This window comes from Paenibacillus sp. FSL R7-0128 (assembly GCF_038002245.1).
GTDB lineage: Bacteria > Bacillota > Bacilli > Paenibacillales > Paenibacillaceae > Paenibacillus_AQ > Paenibacillus_AQ silagei.
The window spans coordinates 1,937,760-1,961,799 of record NZ_JBBOCD010000001.1 but is presented as its reverse complement, the minus strand read 5'-3'; the positions used below and the strand labels follow the sequence as shown (position 1 = coordinate 1,961,799).

Genomic DNA, 24,040 nt, shown 5'->3' with positions numbered 1-24,040 from the left:
TGAGCCGCAGTCATTCTGGAGCCGGTCCCTGATTACCGGGTCCCGTTCTCCTTCTCCCCCTCCTGCCGGCTCAGCTCACGGTAACGTGTCGGCGTGATGTCCTCCTGTTTTTTGAAAATCCGGTTGAAATAGCTCTGCTGATAGCCGACCTGCAAGGCGACATCGTTCATCTTCAGATCGGTGTCCCGCAGCAGCTCCTTCGCCTTGGTGAGCCGCAGTTCCGTTACATAATCGATGAAGTTCTGCCCGGTGACCCGCTTGAACGACTTGCTGAGCAGAAAAGGGCTGGTGCCTGTATAATCCGCACAGCTGTCCAGCGAGATATTGTCCATATAATGCTGCTGAATGTACAGCATCGCCTGGTCGATCGTCCGTCTGATCCCGGCGTCCGACCGTTCACACAGCTCCTTCAGGAAGGGGGCAGTCACCTGCGTGCGGAACCAGGAGAGAATCAGCCCTGGCTCATGAATCTGCGAGAGACTGGCATACAGATTCCTGCCGCCGAATAACTGGCTCTGGGCCATCCCGGCCTCCAGCACCGCATGAAGGATCGCGCCGAGCAGATGCAGCATGCCCTGCTGTACGTCGATCACCTTCGCGCCGCCTGCGGAGAGCGTCTCCAGGAATTCCTCCAGCAGCCGGTCCGCCTCCTCTGCTTCACCGGTCCGCAGCGCCTGAATCAGCCCGCGCTCCAGCGCGAAGGAATACTGCGGCAATGGGGCGCCCTGCCCCTCCCGCTCCAGCTGCTCCAGGCTGATGATCTGGTTCCCGCCTCCGTACCTGCTGTGGCTGGCCGCCTGCTTCGCCGCCTCGAACGCCCGCGGAATCGCGGAGATGCTCCCGATCCTTGCACTGTACGCCACCGTGGCCTGAAGCTTAAGCATCCGGCTCAAGGTAGCCGCCAGCTCTTCACCGAAGGCGCCCACGCGGGCCGGATCAGGGCCGCTTCCCGGTTCCATCAGCAGCATACCGGAGGTGAGGTCATGCAGATTGACCGTCTCCGCCCGGCCGAAATGCTCACGGGCAAGCTCCAAGGTAATATTGACGGCCGCGAACGATACCAGACTCTCGTCGCCGCTGCGGAACTTGGCCTCCAGGCTGGAGATTCCGGTCAATTGGATATACAGCACCACGAACGTACAGTTCTCCACTTCCCACTTATACTGCTTCATCCGGCTCAGGAGATCCTGTTCGGAATAGGCATACAGATACCCCTGGAACAGCTGGTGCAGGAAGCTCTGCTGCACATGCGGAAGCTGCTCCGAGAGCGTGTACTGGAGAGCATGCTGCTGTCCGTGCAGGTTCTGCCAGTGCCGCTCGATCAGCGTCAGCTCATCCACCCGGTCCCCGGAGGCCGCATGCTCAGGGAGCAGCGTCTGAAGCAGGCGGCGGACCGGCGAATAGATTCTGCGGGAAGCAATCCAGGACAGGACCGCCGCCAGCAGCAAGGCGCACAAGCTGACCAGGATAATCATCCGGGACAGCCAGACCACTGGAGAGGTTACGCTGGAGATCGGAGAAGCCGACACATACCGCCATTCACTGGCAATCCGCGAGAAATCACCATAGGTCACCGCATAAGTAACCCCATTCCAGTCATACAAAAAGGATCCGCTATCCTGGCTGCCTTTGGCTGTAATCGCCGTCCGCAGCGCCGTAACCAGCGGCGTGGGCGCATCCATCCCGCCCCCCGAGATGAACAGTCCGCCGGATTTCTGCTCCATGAACACCTCCCCCGTGTTGTACGGGGTCATGGTCCGCAGCATCGCGGATACCTTCTCTGTATCCATCCGCAGCAGCAGCGCCCCGAAGGGCTCCCGGCTGCCGCCGGGGATATGGTGCACCAGCGTCAGCTCCTTCTGCTCCGGGTTCACCGGATCAAAAGCCCATTCCGTCCAGTACGTGCTCCGCTCCTGCTTCAGCAGCTTCCCGTACAGCACTTCCTCCTCCGCAGACAACGTCCCGTACTCCGTTCCGAAGCGTACCGGCTGATTACCGGCCAAATACAGTTCAACCTGCCGCACCATGGAATTGGAACCCTGCATGACTACCAGCGTCTTCGTAATATCCCAGGCCCGTTCATGATTCCGGGTGAAATCCATGTTGCTCAGTCCGTAATCGAACTTCGGATCGAACGCCCAATGGGCCAGCATCAGCTCCAGATTGGACAATTGATCATTAATGTTGTCCGCCCGCTGCTCAATCTGCCGGTTATGCATCCGCAGCAGCTCCTTCTCAAGACTCCCCCCGGCCATAAAATAGACCAGCAGCCCGATGATCAGCCCGGGAATGGACGAGACGATCAGCACAATAATGAGATTATGGCGGTAATAACGGCCTTTGCGTCCCGCCCGGCCTCCGGTATACCTGTTCCGTGCTCCTGCCTCTTCATTCTCCATTCGTTTCACCAGCCGAATCCTTAGTTTAGAGTTGCAGCCATGCAGCCGCAGCGGGGACAGACCGGCCGGAGACTGAAGCAGGACCGGACTTTACTTGCCGCCTGAGGCGTACAATTCATTCATTTCCTTCACAAGCTCATCCCCGCCAGTCTTCCGCCATACCTCAAAAGCGGACTTCAACCCGGCCTCATCCATCTGGCCGACAATGAATTTGATACGCGCATCGTTGATTACGTTATCCAGCTGCGAGCCTTTTTGCGTATAGACTGCCGAGATCAACGCCTCCGCCGGATTGGTCACAATCGTCGCTTCATTCGTCTTCTGCACCTCGGTCTGCTTCAGCCGCAGCGGCGTCTGCTTCACCTGCTTCGCCTTGTCCTCAGGGATAAACGGCAGCATCTGGTTCAGGCCTTCCACTTCCGATTCCAGCAGAACGGTATCACTGGAGCGTTCGATATATCCGTCCACCAGCTTGTAATGCACCCCTTCAAGACCGTAATTCAGCATCGTCTGCAGATCCTCATCATTCAGCCGGTCCAGGAAGGCCAGCACCTGCTTCAGCTCCTCCTCGGTTTTGACCGAGGACTTCGGAATCGCCAGCATGCCGGAGAAGCCTGAGGTCGGAAGCGTATGCAGCGCGCCGTCCGCTCCATTCACACCGCCGATAACATCCATATAATGGCGTTCCGGCTCGTCCTTGCCTTCTTTTAGAAGGGCCGCATGAATCTTGTCATCCAGCCGGGCTGCGTTATCGACCACATCGACAATGACGCCGGCCTTGTTGTTGACGACCGGATCATTCCATTTAGAGCTGTCCATCACCGCGAAGTCGGCGTTGATCAACTGCTCGTCGTAAAGCTTTTTCATGAATTTAAGCGCTTCCAAATAACCGGGGTATTCATGCTCAGGCACAAGCTTCCCTTCCTGCACACCCCACTTGTTCGGTGCTCCGAACCACAGCTTCATCGTATCGAAGCCGCTGGCCCACTGGCCGGTCCACTTGACCAGCACCATGCCATACGTATCCGCCTGGCCGTTGCCGTCCGGGTCCTGCTCCTTGAACGCTCGCAGCATATTATAGAAATCGTCCACGGTCTTCGGGGTCTCCAGCCCCAGCTTCTCCATCCAGTCCTTGCGGAACACCACACCGTTGCGTCCCAGCGCCCGCCCTCTGTAGATTCCGTAATTCTTGCCGTCGATGGCCGAGTTATTCAGAATAACCTCCTTCGCCCCGCTGAGATTCGGATAATCCTTGAGATACGGACCCACCTCCCAGAAAGCGCCGGATCTGGCCGCATTGACGAAGCTGGACGCCTTCACGTCACCTACATACATAATATCAGGCAGCTTGCCGGAAGCGAGCGTAATGTTAAATTTGTCGGCATAGGATGCATTCGGCACCCATTCGAAATGGATTTTGGTGTTCGTCAGCTCCTCCAGCTTGGCGGCGACCGGACTGCCGTCCTTCGGATAATTGGTTTTGAAAATCGGCAGCATCAATGTCAGCGCAAGCGGCTCCTCAGCCTTGGCGGTGCCGTCCGCCTTCCCGCTATCCCCGGCAGGCTCCTTCTGTCCCGCTCCCGTATTCTCCCCATTCCCGCCGCAGCCGGACAATACACTTAGAATCATAATCATAGCCAGCAGCATGAACAACCCTTTTTTCACAGACCGTGAACCTTGGCTCCGCTTCATCTTCTTCATCACTTGGCCTCCCTTTATATGTTGACTAACCGGTTACCCTTTGACTGAACCCAGCATCACCCCTTTGGCAAAATGCTTCTGCAGAAACGGATACACGCACATAATCGGCAAGGTGCCGACCACGATGACGGCCATTTTGATCGACTGCTCCGGCGGCTGCACGAAATTCGGGTCCATGGAGCTGAGATCCCCCGCTGCCGACTGGGACAGCATGACGATCTGACGCAGCATCACCTGGAGCGGCCACTTGGATGGATCATTAATATAGAGCAGCGCCGAGAAGAAGTTATTCCAGTGTCCGACCGCATAAAAGAGGGTGAACGTCGCCAGCACCGGCTTCGACAGCGGGAGCACAATCCTCCACAGCAGCCCCAGCTCCGTACAGCCGTCGATGCGTGCCGCCTCCTCCATCTCGGCCGGAAGCTCCTGGAAGAAGTTCTTCACAATAATCAGATTGAAGGCGCTGATCGCCCCCGGAAGAATCAAGGCATTCAGCGTATCGAGCAGATGCAGCTCGCGGATCACCAGATAGGTGGGAATCATCCCGCCCCCGAACAGCATGGTGAAGATGACCAGATTGAGGATCAGATTGCGGCCCATCAGGTACCGCTTCGCCATCGGATACGCCATGGTAACCGTGAAGAACAAATTGACTGCCGTCCCGATCACTGTCACGTACAGCGACACCCCGATGCTCCGGACAATGGTATCTGTGGAGAAAATAAACCGGTAGGCGTCCAGCGAGATCGTCGTCGGAATCAAAAAGACAGCGCGCTTCGTAATTTCCGCCTCGGTGGCGAAGGAACCAGCGACTACAAACAGGAACGGCAGGATGGCTGCGATCCCGATGATGCCCAGCACCACGTAATTAAAGACGTCAAAGGTGATCTCTCCGGCGCTGCGGTAACGTTTAGCCACACATAATGCCTCCTTTTCAATATAATCCGGATTCGCCCGACTTCTTGGCGAGCCAGTTGGTGCCGAGCACCAGCACGACCCCGATGACCGATTTGAACAAGCCGATGGCGGTGCTGTAGCTGAACGCTCCCTGGGTAATCCCCAGCGCATACACATAGGTATCGAAGACCTCGGCCACCTCACGGTTCAGCGCATTCATCATCAGATAGATCTGCTCGAAGCCGTTATCCAGAATCGTACCCATCCGCAGAATCAGCAGAATAACAATCGTGCTGCGGATCGCGGGCAGTGTAATATGCCAGGTCTGGCGCCAGCGGCTGGCCCCGTCCACCACGGCTGCTTCATATTGCTCCACATCGACACCGGCCAGAGCAGCGAGGAAAATAATCGTCCCCCAGCCGCATTCCTTCCAGATGGTCTGCAGAATAATCATCGGGCGGAACCAATCGGGATTAGCGAGGAAATCAATTTTGCGCCCGGTAACCGTGAACAGGAATTCATTGACCGCACCACCCTGTGTCGTAAGGAACACGTAGGAGATACTGGCGACGATGACCATCGAGATGAAATGGGGCACGTAGATCAGCGTCTGAATCGTCCTTTTATAGAAGGAGAGCCGGATCTCATTGAGCAGCAGCGCCAGAATAATCGGTGCCGGGAAAAAGAACACCAGATTATACAGCGACAGCACCAGCGTATTGCGCAGCAGCATGAAGAAATCAGGGTTCTGAAAAAACGTGCGGAAATGCTCCAGGCCGACCCAGCCGCTCTTCCAAAAGCCCAGAAAAGGCTGATAATCCTTAAAGGCGAGCAGCACTCCCCACATCGGCACATATTTGAACAGCAGGAAATACAGGAGTCCGGGGCTGAGCAGAATGTAAAGCCATTTGTCCCGCTTCAGACGTCTGAAGCGCTGCTCGCGCCTGCTGCGGCGGAAGCTTGTGCCCGTGCTGATCTCTGCTGCCCCCATTGCCGCTCCTTGCTTCATTGACATTCACCTCCGTATGGATAAGCAGCCCCTGCTACTACACTTCACTACATTGCCGTGGCTGCGCTTTCTATTATGGTTGGCGGGTGTTTTTCCGGCAATCGGACTTTTTGGACAGCGCTTTGAACGCCCTCTGCGCCGCTTCCGCAATAAAGTCCAAAACCGGCAAAACTTTACTATTGCATGTGGGGGGCGGACACTATATAGATTGAAATGATAATTACATTTTTGGGAGAGTCGTGACTCCAGAGAAGTTTTGGGCTTCCGGCCGCTGTTGTCTGCAGATTTCTTGATATATACCGTTTTTAACGGTTGAAATCCGCAGCCAGCTGATGCTTACGATGCGAGCTTTCCTGCGGAAAGCTTTCAGGCGGTCGCTACCGCTAATGCAGCTCCAAAATTCCCCTCCGTCACTCCTCCTCAAATTTATGTTTTCAAATTCAAACTATATAGCTTGGGGACTGGGGGTAAAAAGATAAAATCATACAGAGCCCGTATGGGCTTACGGGAGGTCAAAAGAATGCAGCAAAAGTTATATTACGGTGCCGCGTGGTACCCCGAGCTGTGGGGGGAGGCTGAACGGCAGCAGGATCTTCAGCTCATGCAGGAGACCGGGATTAATCTGGTACGCATGGGCGAGTTCATCTGGTCGCTGCTGGAGCCGGAGGAAGACTCCATCGATGTCCGGCCGTTCGCTGAGCATATCCGGCAGCTCCATGCCCATGGCATCGACACGGTTATGTGTACGCCCACCGCGACCCCGCCAATCTGGCTCACTCACGGGCACCCGGAGCGCCTGTTCGTCCGGGCAGACGGGGCGCTAATGAGTCACGGGTCCAGGCAGCATGTCTGCACGAATAACCCTTATTTCCGCCAGCGGGCTGCGGTAATTACGGAAGAGCTGGCCCGTGTGCTGGGGCAGCTCCCTGGCCTAGTCGCCTGGCAGCTCGACAATGAGCTGAAGGCGCATGTGGCGGAATGCATGTGCGCGTCCTGCCGCTCCCTGTGGCATGAGTGGCTGGAGCACCGTTACGGTAGCATCGGCGAGCTGAATGTAGCGTGGGGAACCGGCGTGTGGAGCCACACCTACCAGCGGTTCGATCAGGTGCCGCAGCCGGTGGCTACGCCTTTTCTGCATAATTCATCGCTCGTCACCCAGTACCGGCTGTTCCAGATGGAGAAGGTTGCGGAGTTCTCAGGGGAACAGGCGGCGATCATCCGCCGCTATTCGGCGGCTCCGATCACGCACAACAGCAATGTCCCTTTTCATCTGGACAATGAGCAGCTGTTCCGGGAGCTTGATTTCGCTTCGTTCGACACCTACGCCTCTCAGGCCAACAGGCACGCTTATCTGCTGAACTGTGATCTGTGGCGCGGGTTCAAGCCCGGGCGGGATTTCTGGCTGATGGAGACTGGCCCGGCCTATGCCGCTTCGCTTACAAGCTACGGCGAGCCGCACCCGGACGGCTATCTCACCGCTGAAGCCGTGGCCGCCTACGCGCTAGGGGCAGGCGCCTTCTGCTACTGGCTGTGGCGGCAGCAGCGCACGGGCAGCGAGCAGACGCACAGCTCGATTATCAGCGCCTGGGGCCAGCCTGCGCTCGGGTATGACAATGTGCGCTCGGCTTCCTCCGCCAGGCTGCAGATCGAACCGCACATGCTGAATACCCGGCCGGTGCAGGCCGAGGTGGCGATTACTTATTCGGACCGGGCCAAGGCGTTCCTGGCCACGGAGCCGCACCGGCAGCTGAACTACCGTTCCCTGCTGGGGGACTTTTACAGACGGATTCTCGATCTGGGGATTCACCGTGACCTGCTGCCGGAAGGCGGCGATTTAAGCGGCTATAAGCTGCTGTTCACGCCTTACATCCATTATCTGTCGCCGGAATACATGGAGAAGGCGCTCACCTTCACGGAAGCAGGCGGCATCTGGATCGTCGGCCCGCTTAGCGGAGACCGCACTGCCGAGCATACCCTGCATACAGATGCTGCGCTGGGGGAGCTGGAATGCTTCGCAGGTGTGAACACTACCTTCGTCTACCCGATGGAGGGGACGGGCAGCAGCGGGGAGGCCTTCGGCTGCTCCGCGCCGCTGTCGCTATGGAGCGCCGTCTTCGAGCCGCTGCCGGGCGGAGCCACCGTGATCGGCATGATCACGGAAGGCCGGACGCCGGGCCTGGCCTACCTGACCGAGCAGCCCTATGGCCGGGGAGCCATCGTCATGCTCGGCTCCCTGCCCTCGGGCAGCGAGGGCGACAAGCAGCTGTGCGCACTGATTGAGCATTATGCCGCCCGGGCCGGAGTCACCCGGCGCAGTGATGTCACGCCGGGCACCATTCTCTGCCCGAGAAGCGGCGCTGCCGGGGAGCTGTGGACGCTCGTCAACATGGACGGCCTTGGCGGCAGCGTCACCCTGCCGCGCAGCGGGCAGGATGTGTTGACCGGCACTCCTGTGCCCGCCGGTCCGCTGCCCATTGGCGCTTATGAATACAGGCTGATCTCGCTGTAGTAGTGGAATATCCTCCTGCCGATGGCGGAGAACGCTGCCTCCCAGCAAACAAGTGGAAAAACGCAGCTTGCTATGCTGGTTTCCAAGGAATTTCCGGAAGCAAGTGGATAAACAACAACTAATTATGGTCGTTTAGGCCAGTTTGGGGGAAACGGGTTCATTTAAGTGCTGTTTATCCAATTGCTGTCCTGGCATAGGACCGTTGCCGGTCAGCAGGTGGAGTTTATCCAACTCTTTCCCTCCCGCATCATACGCGAGGTGTCTAGTCATACGGAGCGTGAAGCTTACGCTGGCTGGGCCCCTCCCCCTTAGCGGTGTTTCACCAGCAAGAGGAGTGTTACCTGTGCCCATGCCGGACACAACACAAAAACACCCGGCAGCTTCTCCCGCCGCCGGGTGTTTTTCCTTTTACCATATCTGCTTATACGTTAGTCTTCTCTGCTTCTTCCGCCTGCTGGAGCAGCCCGATCTGATGCAGATGATTCAACAGCTGCTGGTAATGGTCGGCCTTCTTCTGGACGGTAAGAACCAGCTTACGGAACTGGTCTGTGTCCTGGCCCGATTTCTCCAGAATACGCAGCAGGTCGCTATTGATCTGCTCCACATCCTCCATGCTGCTCTCCTGGGACTCCTGGATTGCCTCCAGATGTTCGAAGACCTGCTCCTCCGCGACTACGATTTCATTCATATATACGGTGGACTCACCGATCTTCGCCGTGGTCTCGTTCATCGCGAGCATTCCATCCCCGGACTTGCTGTGGATCTGCTCCATGACGCGGGTCATTCCTGAGAGTGAACCCATAATCTCCTTCACATGGCTGCGGGTGCTGTCAGCAAGCTTGCGGATCTCCGTGGAGACAACGGCGAAGCCGCGTCCATGCTCACCAGCCCGCGCCGCCTCAATCGCCGCATTCAGCGAGAGCAGATTCGTCTGCTCGGCAATATCCGTAATGATCTTGGCCAGCTGCTCAATGCTGTGGAAATGCTCCCGCAGATCCTCATTCAAAGCAACGAACTCAGTAAATACCTCCGAGGCCTTCTGCATTTCCGCAGAGATCTGGATATTGGCTTCCTTGGCAAATTCGATTTTGTTGGATGAGTAGGACAAGCTGCCATACATTTCATTAATCAGATCTTCAGTCTGTCCGTTGTTGGTCTTCAAATGTTCCAGGAGCTGCTGAGTCCCGGCGATTTGGCCGATCATCTCCCCGCCGCCTGCCCGCAAGGCCTCGAAGTCCTCCACCAGTTGGGCCTCTTCCTTCAGGATAGCTCCAGTCTCAAGGCGGATCTGCTCCGCCAGGGCATATGCATGTTCCCCATAAGACACCGTGCCTGAAGCATGTACAGACGGTTCTACGCTATCGTTACCGCTGTGAGGTACATGTGCGTTAGTGCCTGCTTCCTCTACTGCGGCTTTTCCCTCTGCTATAACCGTTTCTGTTAATGCAACCGTATCCTTAGCTGCGATCACACGCTCTGCTATGGCTCTCTCCGCTAACCCGCTTGTATTACTCTGACTTTGAACGCCTTCAGCAGAGGGGGTTCTCCCCCAAGCTGTGCGCAGTTTGCTTAACCACTCCATCCGATTTCAACTCTCCCTTATTCAACCAGCAGCAGAATCATAGTCTGATTGGCATGCTTAGTATAATATTGCTCTCCATAGCTGATGAAGCCTGTAGTGTTACCGCAGAACCCAAGCATCTTCTCGTCAAAAGCTCCCCAAAGACCGTCCCGTGTAAACAGCTGGTCCCGCAGCGTACAGTTAATATTGAGGACAAACGAAGGCTTGAACGGACTGCCGCCCAGCGTCTCCTCCAGCACTGCCAGCGGATCGGCTGAACTCAGCAGCTCCACATAAGTACTAGACATAATCTGACTGTAAAATGTGACAGAGCCATCCGGATGAACCGCCTCCCTCCAGATGGTGCCTGGCCTCGTCCAAGGTGTTAAAAGATACAGCAATCATTATGTATACCAAACCTTCCTTTGCGGAATTTTCTCCCGCATACTGTTACTGAAAAATTAAGTTATAATTTTCAATACTACTCATGGTAAAGCCAGAACCGGGTTCATTGTCTGTGAACAATGTCGCAGCCTGTGCCGGGTTCCCATGTAACAAGGTTGAGCCGTTCCTGCAAACCCTGTATCATGAATATATCACAGATCACAGAAAAGAGGCCTCGGCATATGACCTATTCCCAACGCTCCACCCACCCTGCCGCCGCATCCGACTACACGTATCTGGAATATCAGATCAGCATAGCTGCCGATGAATTAGCAGTCGCGGTGAAAGCGCAGGACGAGCCCCGGGCAGAAGCTATCCGGCTTAAGATTGCTGAACTCGAAGACAAGCTTGCGCTGCTTGAGGATTAAGTACAACTACTCTATCCCCACCACGGAAGGAAGGCTGATACAATGGCTATACGCGGATATTACTTTGCAATGGAAGATGAACTGGTGCAGCAAATTGCCGCAGGCAGCACCCCGCTGGCGAGCTTGAACATAGACAAGTACCCGGGACTGGATATCGACCGTACCTGGGAGGCGATTCACTACCTGCTCTGCGGTGATATATCGGATGGGCCTGCGCCGCTTGGATATGTGGTTCCGCTGCATTCAGACCAGGGTATTGAGTTCGGGGCATACGGGGCATTCTGCCTGCGTGCCGGACAAGTGGCCGAAGCGCTTGACGCTATTTCCCGGCTGGATGAAGCTCAGCTGCGCTTGCGTTATGATTTCCGGACCATGGCCGAGGAGGAGGTCTACCCGCTGGACCCTGATACGGTGTCTGACGATGATGCGGATGCTTTCTTTGCCTATCTGCTCCAGTTCTTCACCGAGATCCAGCGGTTCTACAGCCAGACTGTCGCTGCTGGTAAAGGCATTATTTTCTATTTGTTTTGAAGCCTGGCTCTCTCGTCAGATGGCGCGCTGGACTAGGTGGTTTATGGCGAGTGAGGTGCGTGCGCTGAATTCAGGGGCATTTGTGCCCCTGATTCCCGTGTCTAGCCCGCATTCGGCGAAATCAAGGGCACTTATGCTCCTCATTTGCTCGTTTCAGCCGTTTGTGCCGAATTCGGGTGCACTAATGCACCTGATTTGCTCATTTCGGCCGCTTGCGCCAAATTCGGGTGCACTAATGCTCCTCATCGGCCTACCTCTTCCCACCCGGCAGCTATTAGAGGGATTTATACACTTGATTTCCTCACTCAGCCCACTTCCAGCAAGATTAGAGGGATTTATACACTTGATTTCCTCATTCAGCCCACTTCCAGCAAGATTAGAGGGATTTATACACTTGATTCTCTCATTCAGCCCACTTCCAGCAAGATTAGAGGGATTTATACACTTGATTTCCTCACTCAGCCTACTTCCAGCAAGATTAGAGGGATTTATACACTTGATTTCCTCATTTAGCTTACACCCAGCAAAATCAGAGGGATTTATCCCTGTGATTTCACGACGCAGCCACGCTTCCGGCCTACGGTGATCAGGGGAGGAAGGCGGGAGACCGTCTCACCTTCCGCGACCACCAAAAAAGGCTATCCCTGTCACTGCTGACAGTGGGATAGCCCAATCACTCAGTTACTTCACACCATTCTTACTCTAGCTCAACCTAAGTCATCTATCTTACTTTAGCTCATCTAGCTCAACCTAACTCATCTATCTCACTCTACCTAATCTAGCCAAATCTAACTCTTCTGTCTCACTCTAGCTCACCTAGCCAAATCTAACTCTTCTGTCTCACTCTAGCTCATCTAGCCAAACCTCACTCATCTCTGTCTCACCCTAGCTAATCTACCTCACCCTAGCCACCATCAACCTCGTTCCAGTTCACCCTCAGCCTCGCTCCAGCCTAACAACGCTCCAGATCTGGCTCAACATCCGGCCCGCTCTACTCGCCTTCCGCAAACCATCGCCCGGCAGCTTGCGCTTAGACCAGCTTCACCAGGCTGTAATTCTTCTTGCCCTTGCGGACGATGATGAACTTGCCGCCGATGGCATCTGCAGCTGTAATCTCCGTCTCCAGCTCATTCACACGCTCCCCGTTAATCGAGATTGCGCCTTTAGTAATATCCTCACGCGCCTGGCGTTTGGATGGCTCCACTCCCAGGTCCACCAGCCAGTCTACAATGTTCTTGGTCTCAGTGCCCGCTGTGAAGGTCGGCATTTCCTTGAAGCCTTCCTCGATTTCGTCCGCAGTCAGGGAGCGGATATCGCCGCTGAACAGTGCCGCGCTGATACGTTTGGCCTGCTCCAGCAGCTCCTCGCTGTGCACAAAGCGGGTCATTTCCTCGGCCAGCGCTTTTTGCGCTTCGCGTTTATGCGGCTCAGTGGCTACCTTCTCCTCAAGCGACTCAATCTCTTCCTTGCTCAGGAAGGTGAAGTACTTCAAGTATTTAACCACATCACGGTCATCGGTGTTCGCCCAGAACTGGTAGAACTCGTAAGGGGTAGTCTGCTTCGGATCAAGCCAGATGGCGCCGCCGGCGGTTTTACCGAACTTCGTACCGTCAGCCTTCAGCATGAGCGGAATGGTCAGGCCGAAGGCTTTGGCTTCGTTGCCTTCTTTTTTACGGATCAGATCGAGGCCGCTCGTAATATTGCCCCATTGGTCCGAGCCGCCGACCTGAAGCTGCACATCCTCGTTCTGGAACAGGTGCAGGTAGTCAATGGACTGCAGAATCTGGTAAGCAAACTCCGTGAACGAGATGCCGCTGTCCAGACGGCTGGCGACTACATCCTTGGCGAGCATCGTGTTGATGCTGAAGTTTTTGCCGAAATCACGCAGGAAATCAATGACGTTCATATCCTTGGTCCAATCATAGTTGTTGACCAGCCGGACCTGGTTGTCGTTGTCAGTCAGGAACAACTTCTTCATCTGGGCCGTCAGCGCATCCACATTCTCCTGCACCTGCTCCAGCGTCTGCAAAGAGCGCTCACTCTGGCGTCCGCTCGGATCGCCGATTGTTCCCGTAGCTCCCCCGATCAGAATCACCGGACGGTGACCCGCCAGCTGGAAGCGCCGCAGCACCATGAACGGAATCAGGTGGCCGATATGCATACTGTTGCCCGTCGGGTCCACGCCGCAATACAGTGACACCGCCTTACTCTCCGTCAATTCACGCAGTCCGTCCGCATCTGTCTGCTGGTTAATGGCATCGCGCCACAATAGCTCGTCGATAATGTTCAACATGTACAGCCCCTTTTGTGTAAGTGATTGTTCTATATCCCTTGGTATCCGTCAAAAAAACAGCAGCCCTACCGCAGCAGCCTCAGAAGCTTAAGCCCGCCACGCACCCAGCCAGCAAACCGCACAGACAACAAAAAAATCGCCCCTTGTCTATTCAGACACAGGGACGATTATCATTAACCGTGTTACCACCCAAATTGCACAGACCTGATGCTGCACGCAGGTCCATACCACTCTCAGGCGAGTTATCGTTCGCTTAGCTCCGCTTGGCATTACCCAAGATACTCCCGAGGCGTAATTCGCAGTCCGCTTGTATGTACCGGGTTCCATCGACCCCCGGCTCTCTGGGAACAGGGACAAGGCTGCTACTGGCTCGTTCAACGTATACCAACTATAAGATTACAGAAAGTATAGCCGCTCCGCAAAAGGTTGTCAATGCAGAGCACCACCGCAATTAAACCGCCTGCTCCGGCAACGAGAAAAATGTTACATGCACCTGAATCCGTGATACATTAGGTAGAGGAAACAACCGTTCTTCAAAGCACATTACAAATTATCTTAAGACAAAGGAGAGTCAGCAGCTTATGAAGAGTATCGCAGTGTTCTGCGGTTCCAGTGAAGGGGCTTCGCCCGTATACAAGGAATCCGCTATTCTACTCGGCAAGGAGCTTGCCGCACGTAACATTACGCTGATCTATGGCGGAGCTACTGTAGGCTTGATGGGCGCTATTGCAGATAGCGTGATGCAGGCGGGAGGCCGCGTGATTGGGGTGCTGCCGCATTTTCTGAAGCAAAGAGAAATCGAGCACACCCGTCTGACAGAGCTGATTATGGTAGACTCTATGCACGAACGGAAGCTTAAGATGTCTGAGCTGGCGGACGGATTCATTGCTATGCCCGGCGGCCCGGGCACGATGGAGGAGTATTTCGAGATTTTCACCTGGGCTCAGCTCGGCCTGCATCAGAAGCCCTGCGGACTGCTTAATGTGAATCATTATTATGATCCGCTGATTGCCCTGTTCAGCAACATGGCCCGGGAACAATTCATGCAGGAGAAGCATCATTCCATCATGCTGAACGCTACCACGCCGGAGGGCATTCTGCAGCAGTTCGCAGAGTATACGCCGCCTCCAGTGAAGCAATATCTTACAGAAAAGCGTACTTGAAAAGTCTCTGCCCTCCTTATAACGCAATATACTATGCGCGAGACTGCAGCTATAGCCTGACCACTATGTAGCCTGCCTGATCCTGCCAGAAAGAGGTTATACCTATGTCGTTGTCTGCTTATTCCGGTTATGATGCGCTGGGGCTTGCCGCTCTAGTAAAGGCACGGGAGGTCTCGGCGCGTGAGCTTGTGGAAGCCGCCTATGCCCGGATGGATGAGGTGAATCCGCTGCTGAATGCGGTGGTGCGCACCCGCCGGGAGGCCGCGCTGAAGGAGGCTGCGGAGATGCCCCTTGATTCCGGGGATACCCCCCGTCCGTTCGCCGGCGTCCCCTTCCTGCTGAAGGATATCTCCCAGGCGATTGGCGGCGAACCGCTGACCTCGGGCGCTCTGCTGATGAAGGACAATGTCGCGAAGCGGGACTCTAACTATGTGGCCCGTATCCGGCGCGGCGGCTTCATTCCGCTGGGCCATACGAATACGCCGGAATTCGGGCTGAAAAACATCACCGAGCCCCTCCTTCACGGCCCGGCCCGCAATCCCTGGAACCCCGCCTGTTCACCCGGCGGCTCCAGCGGCGGTGCGGCGGCGGCGGTTGCCGCCGGGATCGTGCCGGCCGCCGGAGCCAGTGACGGCGGCGGCTCCATCCGCATACCGGCCTCGTTCACCGGCCTGTTCGGGCTGAAGCCGACGCGCGGGCGTACGCCGGTCGGCCCGGGGATCGGCCGCCAGTGGCAGGGCGCGTCGATTGATTTTGCGCTGACCCGCTCTGTGCGGGATAGCGCCGCGATGCTGGATCTGCTGCAGGTGGTGCAGCCGGAAGCGGCTTTTCAGACGCCGCTGTATCCGGGCGTCTACCTGGACGATTTGCTGAAGCCCGCACAGCGGAAGCTGCGGATCGCCTTCACCACCGCTTCGCCGGTGGGAACACCGGTATCCGCTGAGGCGGTAGAGGCCGTGCGGAAGACGGTCAAGTGGCTGGAGTCCGAGGGCTATGAGGTGGAAGAGAAGCTGAGCCCGGTCAACGGGGTCCGGCTGATGGACAACTACTATACGATGAACGCCGGAGAAGTATCCGCCATGTTCCTGTCGCTTGAGAGCGCCATGGGCCGTGCAATTAAGGCAGAGGAAGTGGATATTGTCACCTGGGTGCTGGCCGAAGCCGGGAAGCAGGTCTCGGCGGCAGAGTTCGTACACAGTCTGCACGAATGGGATGTAGCTGCTGCGCAGATGGCCGCGCTGATGGACCGCTTCGATCTGTATATTACTCCGGCTAATGCAGACTCTGCCCCGAAGATCGGAGAACTGACCCAGACCACGGCGGAGACAGAGAAGCTGATGCAGGTCAGCGGGCTGCCGAAGGACGCGCAGAGGCGGATGATCTACGAGATGTTCGAGCCGAGCCTAACGTACACGCCCTTCACCCAGCTCGCCAACCTGACCGGCCAGCCCGCCATGAGCGTTCCGGTGCATCTTACGGCCGAAGGAATGCCGATAGGCGTCCAGGTCATGGCCTCCAAAGGGCGCGAGGACCTGCTGCTCCAGCTCGCCGCTTGTCTGGAGCAATCCCCGCTGTGGGTGGGGATGAGCGGGAATGCAGGCTTTGCTTGATGCCTGTTCCGTTGCCTGAATACTATGAAAAGGGCCGTCCGCAGCGTGAAATAACGTTGCGGACGGCCCTTTTGCTGTGATCTCTCCGGGAGCTTCCAGAGACTTCCGCGAACCATCAGCCCTCCTCCAGAAAAGCCGCATTGAACTTCCGCAGCAGCTCCCCGAAAGAATGCCCCTCCTCCTCCGACCAGCCCTTTAGCAGTTGTTCGATCATCTCCTGCCGGACCTGCCGGTTCTCCTCCAGACTCGCTTTGCCCGTCTCTGTAATCTGCAGCGAATAAGCCCGCCCGTCCACAGGGTCCGGTACCCGGGTGATGTACCCCTTACTCTCCAGTGAGGCAGCCTGTCGGCTGACCGTAGAAATATCCAACTGAAACTCATCGGAGATTGCCTTTATCCCGGCAGTTCCTTCACGAGAGGCAATGTGATGCAGCAGCAGGTAGGCCGCACGATCCAGATTACCTATTTTTTTGAACGTGGTAATTGAAGTGAGACGGCGGAACAGAACCGCCATTTCCAGCTCTATTGTCTCAATTGAATGTTTGTCCATGCCGGTTGCCCCTCTTCTCTTTTATTCATTGACTTTACTCTTTCCACTTGTATAATACAAGTATATACTTTCATGATACAACTTATTTCTGCAAAAGCTAATTTTCAGGGGGAACCGGTATGAAAGCCCATGAATTCATGGTCCGTCAGGTGTACAAGGTTAAGCAGGAAGACACCGTACGGACTTTTATTGAGAAATGTATTGCCCACCGGATCAGCGGTATGCCTGTCGTGAATGACCGGAATGAGATTGTCGCCTACCTCAGCGACGGGGATATTATGCGCTATATCGGCAGGCATGAGGATCTGATTGTGGATTCTTTTTTCCAGATTAATGTGTTCGTCGGGGATAATGATCTGTTCGAGGAACGGGCGCAGAAGCTGCTGGGTCTGAACGTAATGGCTATCGCCAAGAAGAAGGTCATCACTGTACATGCCGAAGAAGATATTGAAGCCATCGCCACCATCCTCGGCAAAAAGCAAATCAAAAAGGTTCCCGTTGAACGGAACCATGTGCTGGTCGGCATCATCAGCCGCGGCGATGTGATCCGCCATTCCTTCAAGGCGCTGCTCTAGGATTAACAATCCTCGCCACTAACGCCTGCTTATCCTCATATGCTGCCTGACCGTCCTGTGTCTCTCCCCGGCAGCGGCTACATATTCGAAATGGCGCTTACACTCTCCTTGTGATAGTTGCGGCACCCTGCTTTTTATGTCATTGTTGAAGCAGATGTAGTCCATTCGTCAGGTATAGTCTTTTCATAAGGAGAGAACCATCTGTGCTGCCTATTCATGAAATCATCGCCAATCCCAAAGCCAGAGAGATCTATTTCACGGTCAGAAAACACGGTACCGTCTCCAAGCAGACCCTGCTGGACGAAAGCGGACTGACCATAAGCACGTTAACACGCATCCTGGATGAACTGTTGTCCCAGGAGCTTCTGGTTGAGGTCGGCTTCGGCGAATCCACCGGAGGACGCCGCCCTACCCTCTATGAGACGAATCCATCTTACGCTTATCTGCTGGGGCTGGAGATCTCCCGTACCCATGCCAAGCTTGTGCTGACAGACTTTCATCTGCGCTTGCTGGGCGAGCATACCTGGAGCATGGATGCAGGGCTTACCCCCGAGCTTCTAATGGAGTCGCTCCACAGACAAGGCTTACAGATGCTTGACGCAGCCTCTGTCCAGCTTAGCCGGGTCGCCGGTCTGGGCATCGGCGCGGTTGGTCCGCTGGACCGCACAGCCGGAGTTATCCTGAATCCGGCCCGTTTTCCTGCAGAGGGCTGGTCACAAGTACATATCAAGGAACAGCTGGAGCAGCGCCTGGGGGTGCCTGTCTATCTGGATAATGGAGCCAATACGGCACTGCTCGGCGAATACTGGGCCGGCAGCAACCGGATGCAGCAGCACCTTCTCTATCTCCATGCCGGAATCGGCCTGCGCTCCGCTATTATGAACGATGGGCGGCTGCTCTACGGCATAATCGATACCGAGGGAGCGGTCGGGCAGATGATCATTGACCGCGCGGGAGTACCGCCGCAGCTTCCCGGCGGCAACGCCGGGGCCTGGGAGAGCTATGTGTCGGTCCGGACGCTGGAGGGACAGGCCCGCGAGGCCTGGCGGCTGGACAGCAGCACAAGCCTCCGTGCTCTGGCAGAGCATGCGGAGGCTTTGGAATTCGTCCATCTGCTGGAAGCGCTCCGGGAGCGCGATCCTGTGATGGTCCGGTTATTTGAAGAGATGGCCGTACCCTGCGGCATCGGACTGGCGAACCTGATTAACATCCTCCACCCGGAGGAAGTCATCCTCGGCGGCCCGCTGTTCCTGGCCGCAGATTTCTACGAGACTGCCACCCGGATCGCGCTGGAGCGGACCTATTACCGCGGACAATATAACGTCCGCTTCACCCGGAGCAGCCTGGGCGAGCGTGCTGTCGCAACAGGCGCATGTGCTCTGGTGCTGCACCAGTTGACGAGCTGAGAGGGCGTACCGCATTCCCGCCCTGCGCCTGCTTTAGGCCGGGATAAGGTGCACTTCTGCACCTTACTCTGCCCAACGCCAACTTGAACTCAAGTGCACTTTTACACCTCATTCTCACCCATCGCCAACTTTCGGCCAATTCAGGTGCACTTTTACATCTTATTCCCGCCCCAACGCCCGCTTTCAGTTAGCGGGTTTGGCTGGGTTCCGGCAAGGTTGCACCTTTTGCAGGATTTCTCTACATTGGTTACTGGCTGTGGAGCTATTGTTGCAGATTTTGCAGGAATTTCGGCGAACCGGTGCTAATTGGATCTGTGTTGTTGCAATTTGTGCAGGATTCCTGCGCTGGCTGCTCCTATGGGGCTGCATTGTTGCACTTTATGCACAATCTGCCTACGGTCGCTGCAATTGAGCTAGAAATGTTGCATTTTAAGCACACTCCCCGCTCAAGTCGCTCCCATTGAGCTGCAATGTTGCACTTTTTGCACATTCTGCCCACGGTTGCTACTATCGTACTAGAATTGTTGCACTTTATGCACACTCTCCGCTCAAGTCGCTCCTATTAAGCTACCATTGTTGCACTTTATGCACCATCCCACCACTACCGCTCCTCATTCCCTCCTTCAGCCAGCTTCCAGCTCCATCTATTCCCCCGGCTCCAGACAGAGCCGGAGCAGATCATCTACATGCGCAGTCGCCAGGCATTCTACCGTATCCGCAGAGCCGTAATAGATCTTGACCTCACCGTCATCCTCCAGAATCATTCCTCCGGGGAAAATCACATGATTACGGAAGCCCCCGCCAATCTCATAATCCGTCTCCGGTGCCAGCAGCGGCTGCTTGCTCATGCCAATTACCTTGCGGGGGTCCTCCAGATCCAGCAGCATAATTCCGGCGGTGTAGCGCTTCTTCCAGGTGTCTTCCCAGCCGTGCTTGCCCCGGGCCGGGTCTACATCCACCGCATGGAAGGTGGTCAGCCAGCCCTTGTCCGTCCGGACGGGAGGCGCGGCCGGACCGACCTTGTCATTGGCAAACGGCACCTGCTCGACGGCGAGCAGCAGGCTGGAGTTGCCCCAATGCACAAGGTCCGGCGACTCGGAGATCCAGGCGTCGAAACGATCCCGGCCGCCGCGGCTGTACACCGTGAAGGGACGCTCCAGCCGGACGTATTTGCCGCCAATCAGCTCGGGAAACAGCACCATATTGCGCAGGTCCGGTGTGGACAGGCTGAGTACCTCGAAGTGTTCCAGATCATCGGTGACGGCAATTCCGCCGCGGATGCCATGGCGTGTATCCACGGCAAAGCACATATAACAACGGCCGCCGAGCACTGTCAGGCGCGGGTCGTAAGCACGGATAATTTCCTCATCGTGCATTTTGAACACCGGCTTCGGGCTGGCGGTCCAGCTCAGCCCGTCGTCGCTGTAGGCAATGCCGAGATCCGTGGTGTGGTGCGGCTCAAGCGTCTGATCGGCCAGTGAGCCGTAATCATTGCGGAAGATCATCACATATTTGCCGTTGAATTTCGTTACACCGGCATTGAATACCAGTGCGGTGGGGTAAGGAACCTTCGCTGCATCCAGCACCGGATTCCCCGGATACCGCCGGATGAACGGGGCGGATTGCAGAATCGCCGGAATGTGTAGTGTCATGGGGTGTACCTCCTTAAATGTTGAATGTTGATTGTTTCATGTTGTCTATAGTCTGTGCAGAGCCGTACAGCTACCCCTTCAGGGAACCGGCGGTCATCTGCATGAAGGATTTGTTGGCGAACAGATAGGCGACGAGAATCGGCAGAATGGACAAGCAGGCGCCCGCCATCATGTAGTGGGTCTGGGAAGCGGCCGAAATCCCGTATTTCAGGTTCGCCAGCCCGACGGTCAGCGTCTGCAGCTCCGGCTTCGTCATCGTGAACACGAGCGGCAGCAGATATTCATTCCACGCGCCGCGGAAGGTGAACAGGGCACCAACGCCAAGTCCGGGTCCGAGCAGCGGCAGAATGATCCGCCAGAAGGTCCGGCCCGGAGAGCAGCCGTCGATCAGCGCCGCCTCGTCCAGCTCGCGGGGAATCCCCTTCATGAAGCTGAACAGAATGAAGAAGATCGAAGCATGGGCGGAGATCAGAATCAATATAACGCCCCACAGGCTGTTGTGCAGATGAAGCTTAACCATCAGATCGAACTGCGGACGCAGCACAACCGCCCCTACAGCCACGAACATGGTGAACGATTGCAGTCCGATATACAATTTTTTGCCGGCAAAATCCATCCGGTCCACTACATAAGCCGCCATGGATGATACCAGAAGCGTGCCGACCACTGCCGCCAGAGAAACCATCAGGCTGTTCAGCGTATATCTGGAGAAATTCGCCTGCGACCAGGCTTCGGCATAGTTCGAGAAGTGCCAGCTCTCCGGCAGGAAAGTCGCTCCCGCAGTAAGCTCAGCATTGGTCTTGAAGGAGCCCAGGATGGTGATCACGACCGGAATCAGGGTGACAAATGCAACGGTCAGCAAAAAAATCCACAGGATGATTTTGCCCAGTATGGTTCTTAGTCTCATAATAGCCTCTCTCCTCAATCGGTCTGATTCATGCGTCTGGATGCGTAGAAATAAATGAGTGATATCATCCCTACAATGACCGCAGACACAAAGGCGACCGCACTGCCGTATCCGAACTCCTGGACCTGAACCGCCGCGCTGCCCCCGCCGACAGGGAAAAATAATTTGTACAAATACAGGAACATGACCTCCGTCTTGCCTACAGGACCGCCTTCAGTCAGTACCATGATGCTCTCGTAGCCCTTCAGGGCTGTGATGATCGCCAGCATAATAACCATCTGCATGACAGGCCCGAGCATCGGCAGGGTGACATAGCGGAACTGCTGAATTTTCCCTGCCCCGTCCAGAGAAGAGGCCTCATACACATCCTCGGGAATATTCTGCAGACCGGCGAGGAAGAGCAGCATGTAATTGCCGACCGCCCCCCAGGCCGCAACCAGGATGACAGTGAGCATGGCATATTTCGGCCCCAGCCAATCGACACCGGAATCAGAGATGCCTGAGCGGATCAGGAACTGGTTGAGAATTCCGTTATACGAGTTGAAAATCGTGAAGAAGACTACAGCCATTACGGCAGTACTGATGACGGTCGGCATGAAGAAAATCCCCCGCAGCAGCTGTCTGCCCCGCAGCCCCCGGTTCAATATGGCGGCCAGCAGCAGGGCCAGCGGAATGGTGATCAGCAGCTTGCCGCCTGCATAAACAAATGTATTCACCACCGAATCCCAGAACTGGGTGTCCTTCAGAATGCGGCTGAAATTGGCCAGACCGGTAAACCGCGCCGTTCCGAACCCTTTGTAATCATAGAACATATAGCGGAACGCCCAGGCAATCGGGTAAATCCCGAGGACCAATGTGAGCAAGGCACTTGGAAAGATAAAGCTGTATGAAAATAAGGCATGTTTTGTTTTGTTCATCTGGTTTCTTCCGGCTCCTTTCCTTTACGGCCAGAGCAGAGGGATGAGGAAGCTGCTCCCTCATCCCCCGCTATCCCGGCCTATATATCTCTATCCCTAACCTTTTGTCTATTTGGCGAACTTGCCGCCCAGAGCGGCGGGATCGAAGCTTGCATCCGGCTCGGCCTTCACGCCGTCATTCGCAATTACACTGTCCAGTGCAGCATTATAGCGTTTGTTCAGATCAGCGATAATCGCCTTCAGGTCGCCGCCATTCAGCATATATTTGAAGAAGGCGTCATCCGATTTCATCCCTTCCGGTGCTACAGACGGATAGACCGGCCACACTCCATCGTACTTGTTCGGCAGGAAGCCTTCGATGCCGTTCACATCCGGTGTCTTGGCTGCTGCGCTGATGGACGGAACCATGGAGATGCCGAAGCCTTTTTCCTGATAATCCGTCAGCACCTGATCGCCGTACATGAACTCCATGAACTTCCAGGCTGCTTCTTTGTGCTCTGATTTCGAGCTGAGCGCCAGCCATTGGCCCCCGAGGAAGCCGGAAGCCCCCTTCACATTGCCGTCGATGGTCGGAACCGGAGCGGCCGCCCAGTCAATCTTGGCCGGGAACTGATTCTTGTAGACGCCCGGCTCCGAGGAGTAGGACATGTACATTCCGATCTTGCCTTCCGCAAACTGCGCCCGCAGCGGATCAATATCCAGCGATTCTACACCCGGCAGCATACTGCCGTCGTCCTTGATCTGCTTAAAAGCATTGATGATCGGCTCGAAGCCGCTGAAGTCATAGCGGGCCGTCTTGAAATCATACCCGAAGCCGCCATAGCCGCTCATCTCCGCAACCACCCGCGCTGAACGTGCGAACGCACTGCCGGGATTCTTGAAGTTAAGGGCGAAGCCGTAGGCGCCGTCCGCTTTGCCGGCTTCGGTCAGTTTCTTGGCTGTATCCACCAGCTCCTGTAAGGTAGTCGGCGGATGCTCAATGCCCGCTTTGGCGAACAGATCCTTGTTGTACACCAGACGCATGGTCGTTCCGTAGTTCGGCAGACTGTAACGCTTGCCGTCAAATTCATTCAGATCCGGCATGGCCGGGAATTTCGTCTTCATCTCATCGCTCAGGAACTCGTCAATCGGAGCGAGAAAGCCTTTTTTGTAGAAGGTCTGGATGGTATTCTCCTTCGCCCGGATCACATCCGGCGCATCCGAGGTCTGGAAGGACAGATCGAGTGCGGTATCGAAGTCATCGCCCTTGACGACCAGCTCCACTTCAATCCCGTCAGGATTGGATGCGTTGAACTCGGCTACCTTCTCCTTTATAAAATCCGCATCGTGGCGGTCGCCTGTCCAATAGCTGATTTTAGTTTTTTCCCCCGAACCGGCCTTCGCCCCTTCTCCCTTGCCTTCAGCTGCATTGCCGCCGCCGCTGTTACCATTGCCGCAGGCTGCCAAGCCGAGTGCCAGGACCAGGCTCAGAGATGTCATTAGCGTACGCTTCATCATTGGTAGTGCCCCCTTATATACCCTGCTGTATTCGCTTACAACTTGATTATA

General features: G+C 55.9%; 19 protein-coding genes. 7 read left to right on the top strand and 12 right to left on the bottom strand.

Annotated elements, in window-relative coordinates:
• Positions 1-32: 32 nt before the first annotated feature.
• From NST26_RS08010 to NST26_RS07995, 4 genes are all read right to left on the bottom strand, one after another.
• Complete coding sequence (locus NST26_RS08010; protein ID WP_036722624.1) at positions 33-2,399, bottom strand: AraC family transcriptional regulator; 2,367 nt, start codon at positions 2,397-2,399, stop codon at positions 33-35.
• Between the two features lie 90 nt (positions 2,400-2,489).
• Positions 2,490-4,100: an extracellular solute-binding protein gene (locus NST26_RS08005; protein ID WP_445323315.1), complete on the bottom strand. Its 1,611-nt coding sequence runs from the start codon at positions 4,098-4,100 to the stop codon at positions 2,490-2,492.
• Positions 4,101-4,133: 33 nt separating this feature from the next.
• Positions 4,134-5,018 carry a carbohydrate ABC transporter permease gene (locus NST26_RS08000; protein ID WP_036722627.1) on the bottom strand — a complete coding sequence of 295 codons (885 nt, stop codon included), beginning with the start codon at positions 5,016-5,018 and terminating at the stop codon, positions 4,134-4,136.
• Between the two features lie 16 nt (positions 5,019-5,034).
• On the bottom strand, positions 5,035-6,006 hold the full coding sequence (locus tag NST26_RS07995) for an ABC transporter permease (RefSeq protein ID WP_036722630.1): 972 nt from the start codon (positions 6,004-6,006) through the stop codon (positions 5,035-5,037).
• A 520-nt stretch (positions 6,007-6,526) separates the two neighbouring features.
• Between NST26_RS07995 and NST26_RS07990 the strand changes: the two genes are divergently transcribed.
• Entirely contained in the window at positions 6,527-8,515 is a 1,989-nt protein-coding gene (locus NST26_RS07990) for a beta-galactosidase (protein ID WP_340978980.1), read from the top strand.
• A gap of 421 nt (positions 8,516-8,936) precedes the next feature.
• On the opposite strand, the gene NST26_RS07985 is transcribed toward NST26_RS07990, so the two are convergent.
• A complete protein-coding gene (locus tag NST26_RS07985; RefSeq protein WP_340954985.1) occupies positions 8,937-10,097 on the bottom strand; it encodes a methyl-accepting chemotaxis protein in 1,161 nt (386 codons plus the stop codon).
• 17 nt (positions 10,098-10,114) lie between these two features.
• Positions 10,115-10,384, bottom strand: coding sequence for a hypothetical protein (locus tag NST26_RS07980; protein WP_340954987.1), 270 nt, complete (start codon positions 10,382-10,384; stop codon positions 10,115-10,117).
• Positions 10,385-10,702: 318 nt separating this feature from the next.
• On the opposite strand from NST26_RS07980, the gene NST26_RS07975 reads away from it, so the two are divergent.
• Both NST26_RS07975 and NST26_RS07970 read left to right on the top strand, forming a co-directional pair.
• Positions 10,703-10,888 (top strand): hypothetical protein, encoded by a 186-nt coding sequence (locus NST26_RS07975; protein ID WP_036722636.1) that lies wholly within the window; start codon positions 10,703-10,705, stop codon positions 10,886-10,888.
• A gap of 42 nt (positions 10,889-10,930) precedes the next feature.
• Positions 10,931-11,419 carry a YfbM family protein gene (locus NST26_RS07970; protein ID WP_339254809.1) on the top strand — a complete coding sequence of 163 codons (489 nt, stop codon included), beginning with the start codon at positions 10,931-10,933 and terminating at the stop codon, positions 11,417-11,419.
• A 1,030-nt stretch (positions 11,420-12,449) separates the two neighbouring features.
• On the opposite strand, the gene tyrS is transcribed toward NST26_RS07970, so the two are convergent.
• Positions 12,450-13,709 (bottom strand): tyrosine--tRNA ligase, encoded by a 1,260-nt coding sequence (gene tyrS, locus NST26_RS07965; protein WP_340958126.1) that lies wholly within the window; start codon positions 13,707-13,709, stop codon positions 12,450-12,452.
• A gap of 584 nt (positions 13,710-14,293) precedes the next feature.
• Here tyrS and NST26_RS07960 point away from each other — a divergent pair.
• A complete protein-coding gene (locus tag NST26_RS07960) occupies positions 14,294-14,875 on the top strand; it encodes an LOG family protein (RefSeq protein WP_340954991.1) in 582 nt (193 codons plus the stop codon).
• A 104-nt stretch (positions 14,876-14,979) separates the two neighbouring features.
• A complete protein-coding gene (locus NST26_RS07955; protein WP_340954992.1) occupies positions 14,980-16,485 on the top strand; it encodes an amidase in 1,506 nt (501 codons plus the stop codon).
• A gap of 115 nt (positions 16,486-16,600) precedes the next feature.
• Here NST26_RS07955 and NST26_RS07950 read toward each other — a convergent pair whose 3' ends face one another.
• A complete protein-coding gene (locus tag NST26_RS07950) occupies positions 16,601-17,035 on the bottom strand; it encodes a MarR family winged helix-turn-helix transcriptional regulator (protein WP_036725642.1) in 435 nt (144 codons plus the stop codon).
• 119 nt (positions 17,036-17,154) lie between these two features.
• Between NST26_RS07950 and NST26_RS07945 the strand changes: the two genes are divergently transcribed.
• A complete protein-coding gene (locus NST26_RS07945; RefSeq protein WP_036696539.1) occupies positions 17,155-17,610 on the top strand; it encodes a CBS domain-containing protein in 456 nt (151 codons plus the stop codon).
• A 203-nt stretch (positions 17,611-17,813) separates the two neighbouring features.
• The gene (locus NST26_RS07940) at positions 17,814-19,016 is read left to right on the top strand and encodes an ROK family protein (RefSeq protein ID WP_036725643.1); all 1,203 of its coding nucleotides are present in this window, start codon (positions 17,814-17,816) and stop codon (positions 19,014-19,016) included.
• Positions 19,017-19,660: 644 nt separating this feature from the next.
• Here the strand turns inward: NST26_RS07940 and NST26_RS07935 are convergent.
• From NST26_RS07935 to NST26_RS07920, 4 genes are all read right to left on the bottom strand, one after another.
• Positions 19,661-20,668 carry a glycoside hydrolase family 130 protein gene (locus NST26_RS07935; protein ID WP_340954995.1) on the bottom strand — a complete coding sequence of 336 codons (1,008 nt, stop codon included), beginning with the start codon at positions 20,666-20,668 and terminating at the stop codon, positions 19,661-19,663.
• A gap of 70 nt (positions 20,669-20,738) precedes the next feature.
• Positions 20,739-21,575: a carbohydrate ABC transporter permease gene (locus tag NST26_RS07930; protein ID WP_036725647.1), complete on the bottom strand. Its 837-nt coding sequence runs from the start codon at positions 21,573-21,575 to the stop codon at positions 20,739-20,741.
• Positions 21,576-21,589: 14 nt separating this feature from the next.
• Entirely contained in the window at positions 21,590-22,492 is a 903-nt protein-coding gene (locus NST26_RS07925; RefSeq protein ID WP_076079689.1) for a carbohydrate ABC transporter permease, read from the bottom strand.
• 108 nt (positions 22,493-22,600) lie between these two features.
• Complete coding sequence (locus NST26_RS07920; RefSeq protein WP_340954998.1) at positions 22,601-23,989, bottom strand: ABC transporter substrate-binding protein; 1,389 nt, start codon at positions 23,987-23,989, stop codon at positions 22,601-22,603.
• Between the last annotated feature and the right edge of the window lie 51 nt (positions 23,990-24,040).

What these genes read in the sequence shown, in the direction of transcription:
- NST26_RS08010 (WP_036722624.1), bottom strand. Translation starts at nt 2,399, where the DNA reads ATGGAGAATGAAGAGGCAGGAGCACGGAACAGGTATACCGGAGGCCGG.
- NST26_RS08005 (WP_445323315.1), bottom strand. Translation starts at nt 4,100, where the DNA reads ATGAAGAAGATGAAGCGGAGCCAAGGTTCACGGTCTGTGAAAAAAGGG.
- NST26_RS07995 (WP_036722630.1), bottom strand. Translation starts at nt 6,006, where the DNA reads ATGAAGCAAGGAGCGGCAATGGGGGCAGCAGAGATCAGCACGGGCACA.
- NST26_RS07990 (WP_340978980.1), top strand. Translation starts at nt 6,527, where the DNA reads ATGCAGCAAAAGTTATATTACGGTGCCGCGTGGTACCCCGAGCTGTGG.
- NST26_RS07985 (WP_340954985.1), bottom strand. Translation starts at nt 10,097, where the DNA reads ATGGAGTGGTTAAGCAAACTGCGCACAGCTTGGGGGAGAACCCCCTCT.
- NST26_RS07980 (WP_340954987.1), bottom strand. Translation starts at nt 10,384, where the DNA reads ATGTCTAGTACTTATGTGGAGCTGCTGAGTTCAGCCGATCCGCTGGCA.
- NST26_RS07975 (WP_036722636.1), top strand. Translation starts at nt 10,703, where the DNA reads ATGACCTATTCCCAACGCTCCACCCACCCTGCCGCCGCATCCGACTAC.
- NST26_RS07970 (WP_339254809.1), top strand. Translation starts at nt 10,931, where the DNA reads ATGGCTATACGCGGATATTACTTTGCAATGGAAGATGAACTGGTGCAG.
- NST26_RS07960 (WP_340954991.1), top strand. Translation starts at nt 14,294, where the DNA reads ATGAAGAGTATCGCAGTGTTCTGCGGTTCCAGTGAAGGGGCTTCGCCC.
- NST26_RS07955 (WP_340954992.1), top strand. Translation starts at nt 14,980, where the DNA reads ATGTCGTTGTCTGCTTATTCCGGTTATGATGCGCTGGGGCTTGCCGCT.
- NST26_RS07950 (WP_036725642.1), bottom strand. Translation starts at nt 17,035, where the DNA reads ATGGACAAACATTCAATTGAGACAATAGAGCTGGAAATGGCGGTTCTG.
- NST26_RS07945 (WP_036696539.1), top strand. Translation starts at nt 17,155, where the DNA reads ATGAAAGCCCATGAATTCATGGTCCGTCAGGTGTACAAGGTTAAGCAG.
- NST26_RS07935 (WP_340954995.1), bottom strand. Translation starts at nt 20,668, where the DNA reads ATGACACTACACATTCCGGCGATTCTGCAATCCGCCCCGTTCATCCGG.
- NST26_RS07930 (WP_036725647.1), bottom strand. Translation starts at nt 21,575, where the DNA reads ATGAGACTAAGAACCATACTGGGCAAAATCATCCTGTGGATTTTTTTG.
- NST26_RS07925 (WP_076079689.1), bottom strand. Translation starts at nt 22,492, where the DNA reads ATGAACAAAACAAAACATGCCTTATTTTCATACAGCTTTATCTTTCCA.
- NST26_RS07920 (WP_340954998.1), bottom strand. Translation starts at nt 23,989, where the DNA reads ATGATGAAGCGTACGCTAATGACATCTCTGAGCCTGGTCCTGGCACTC.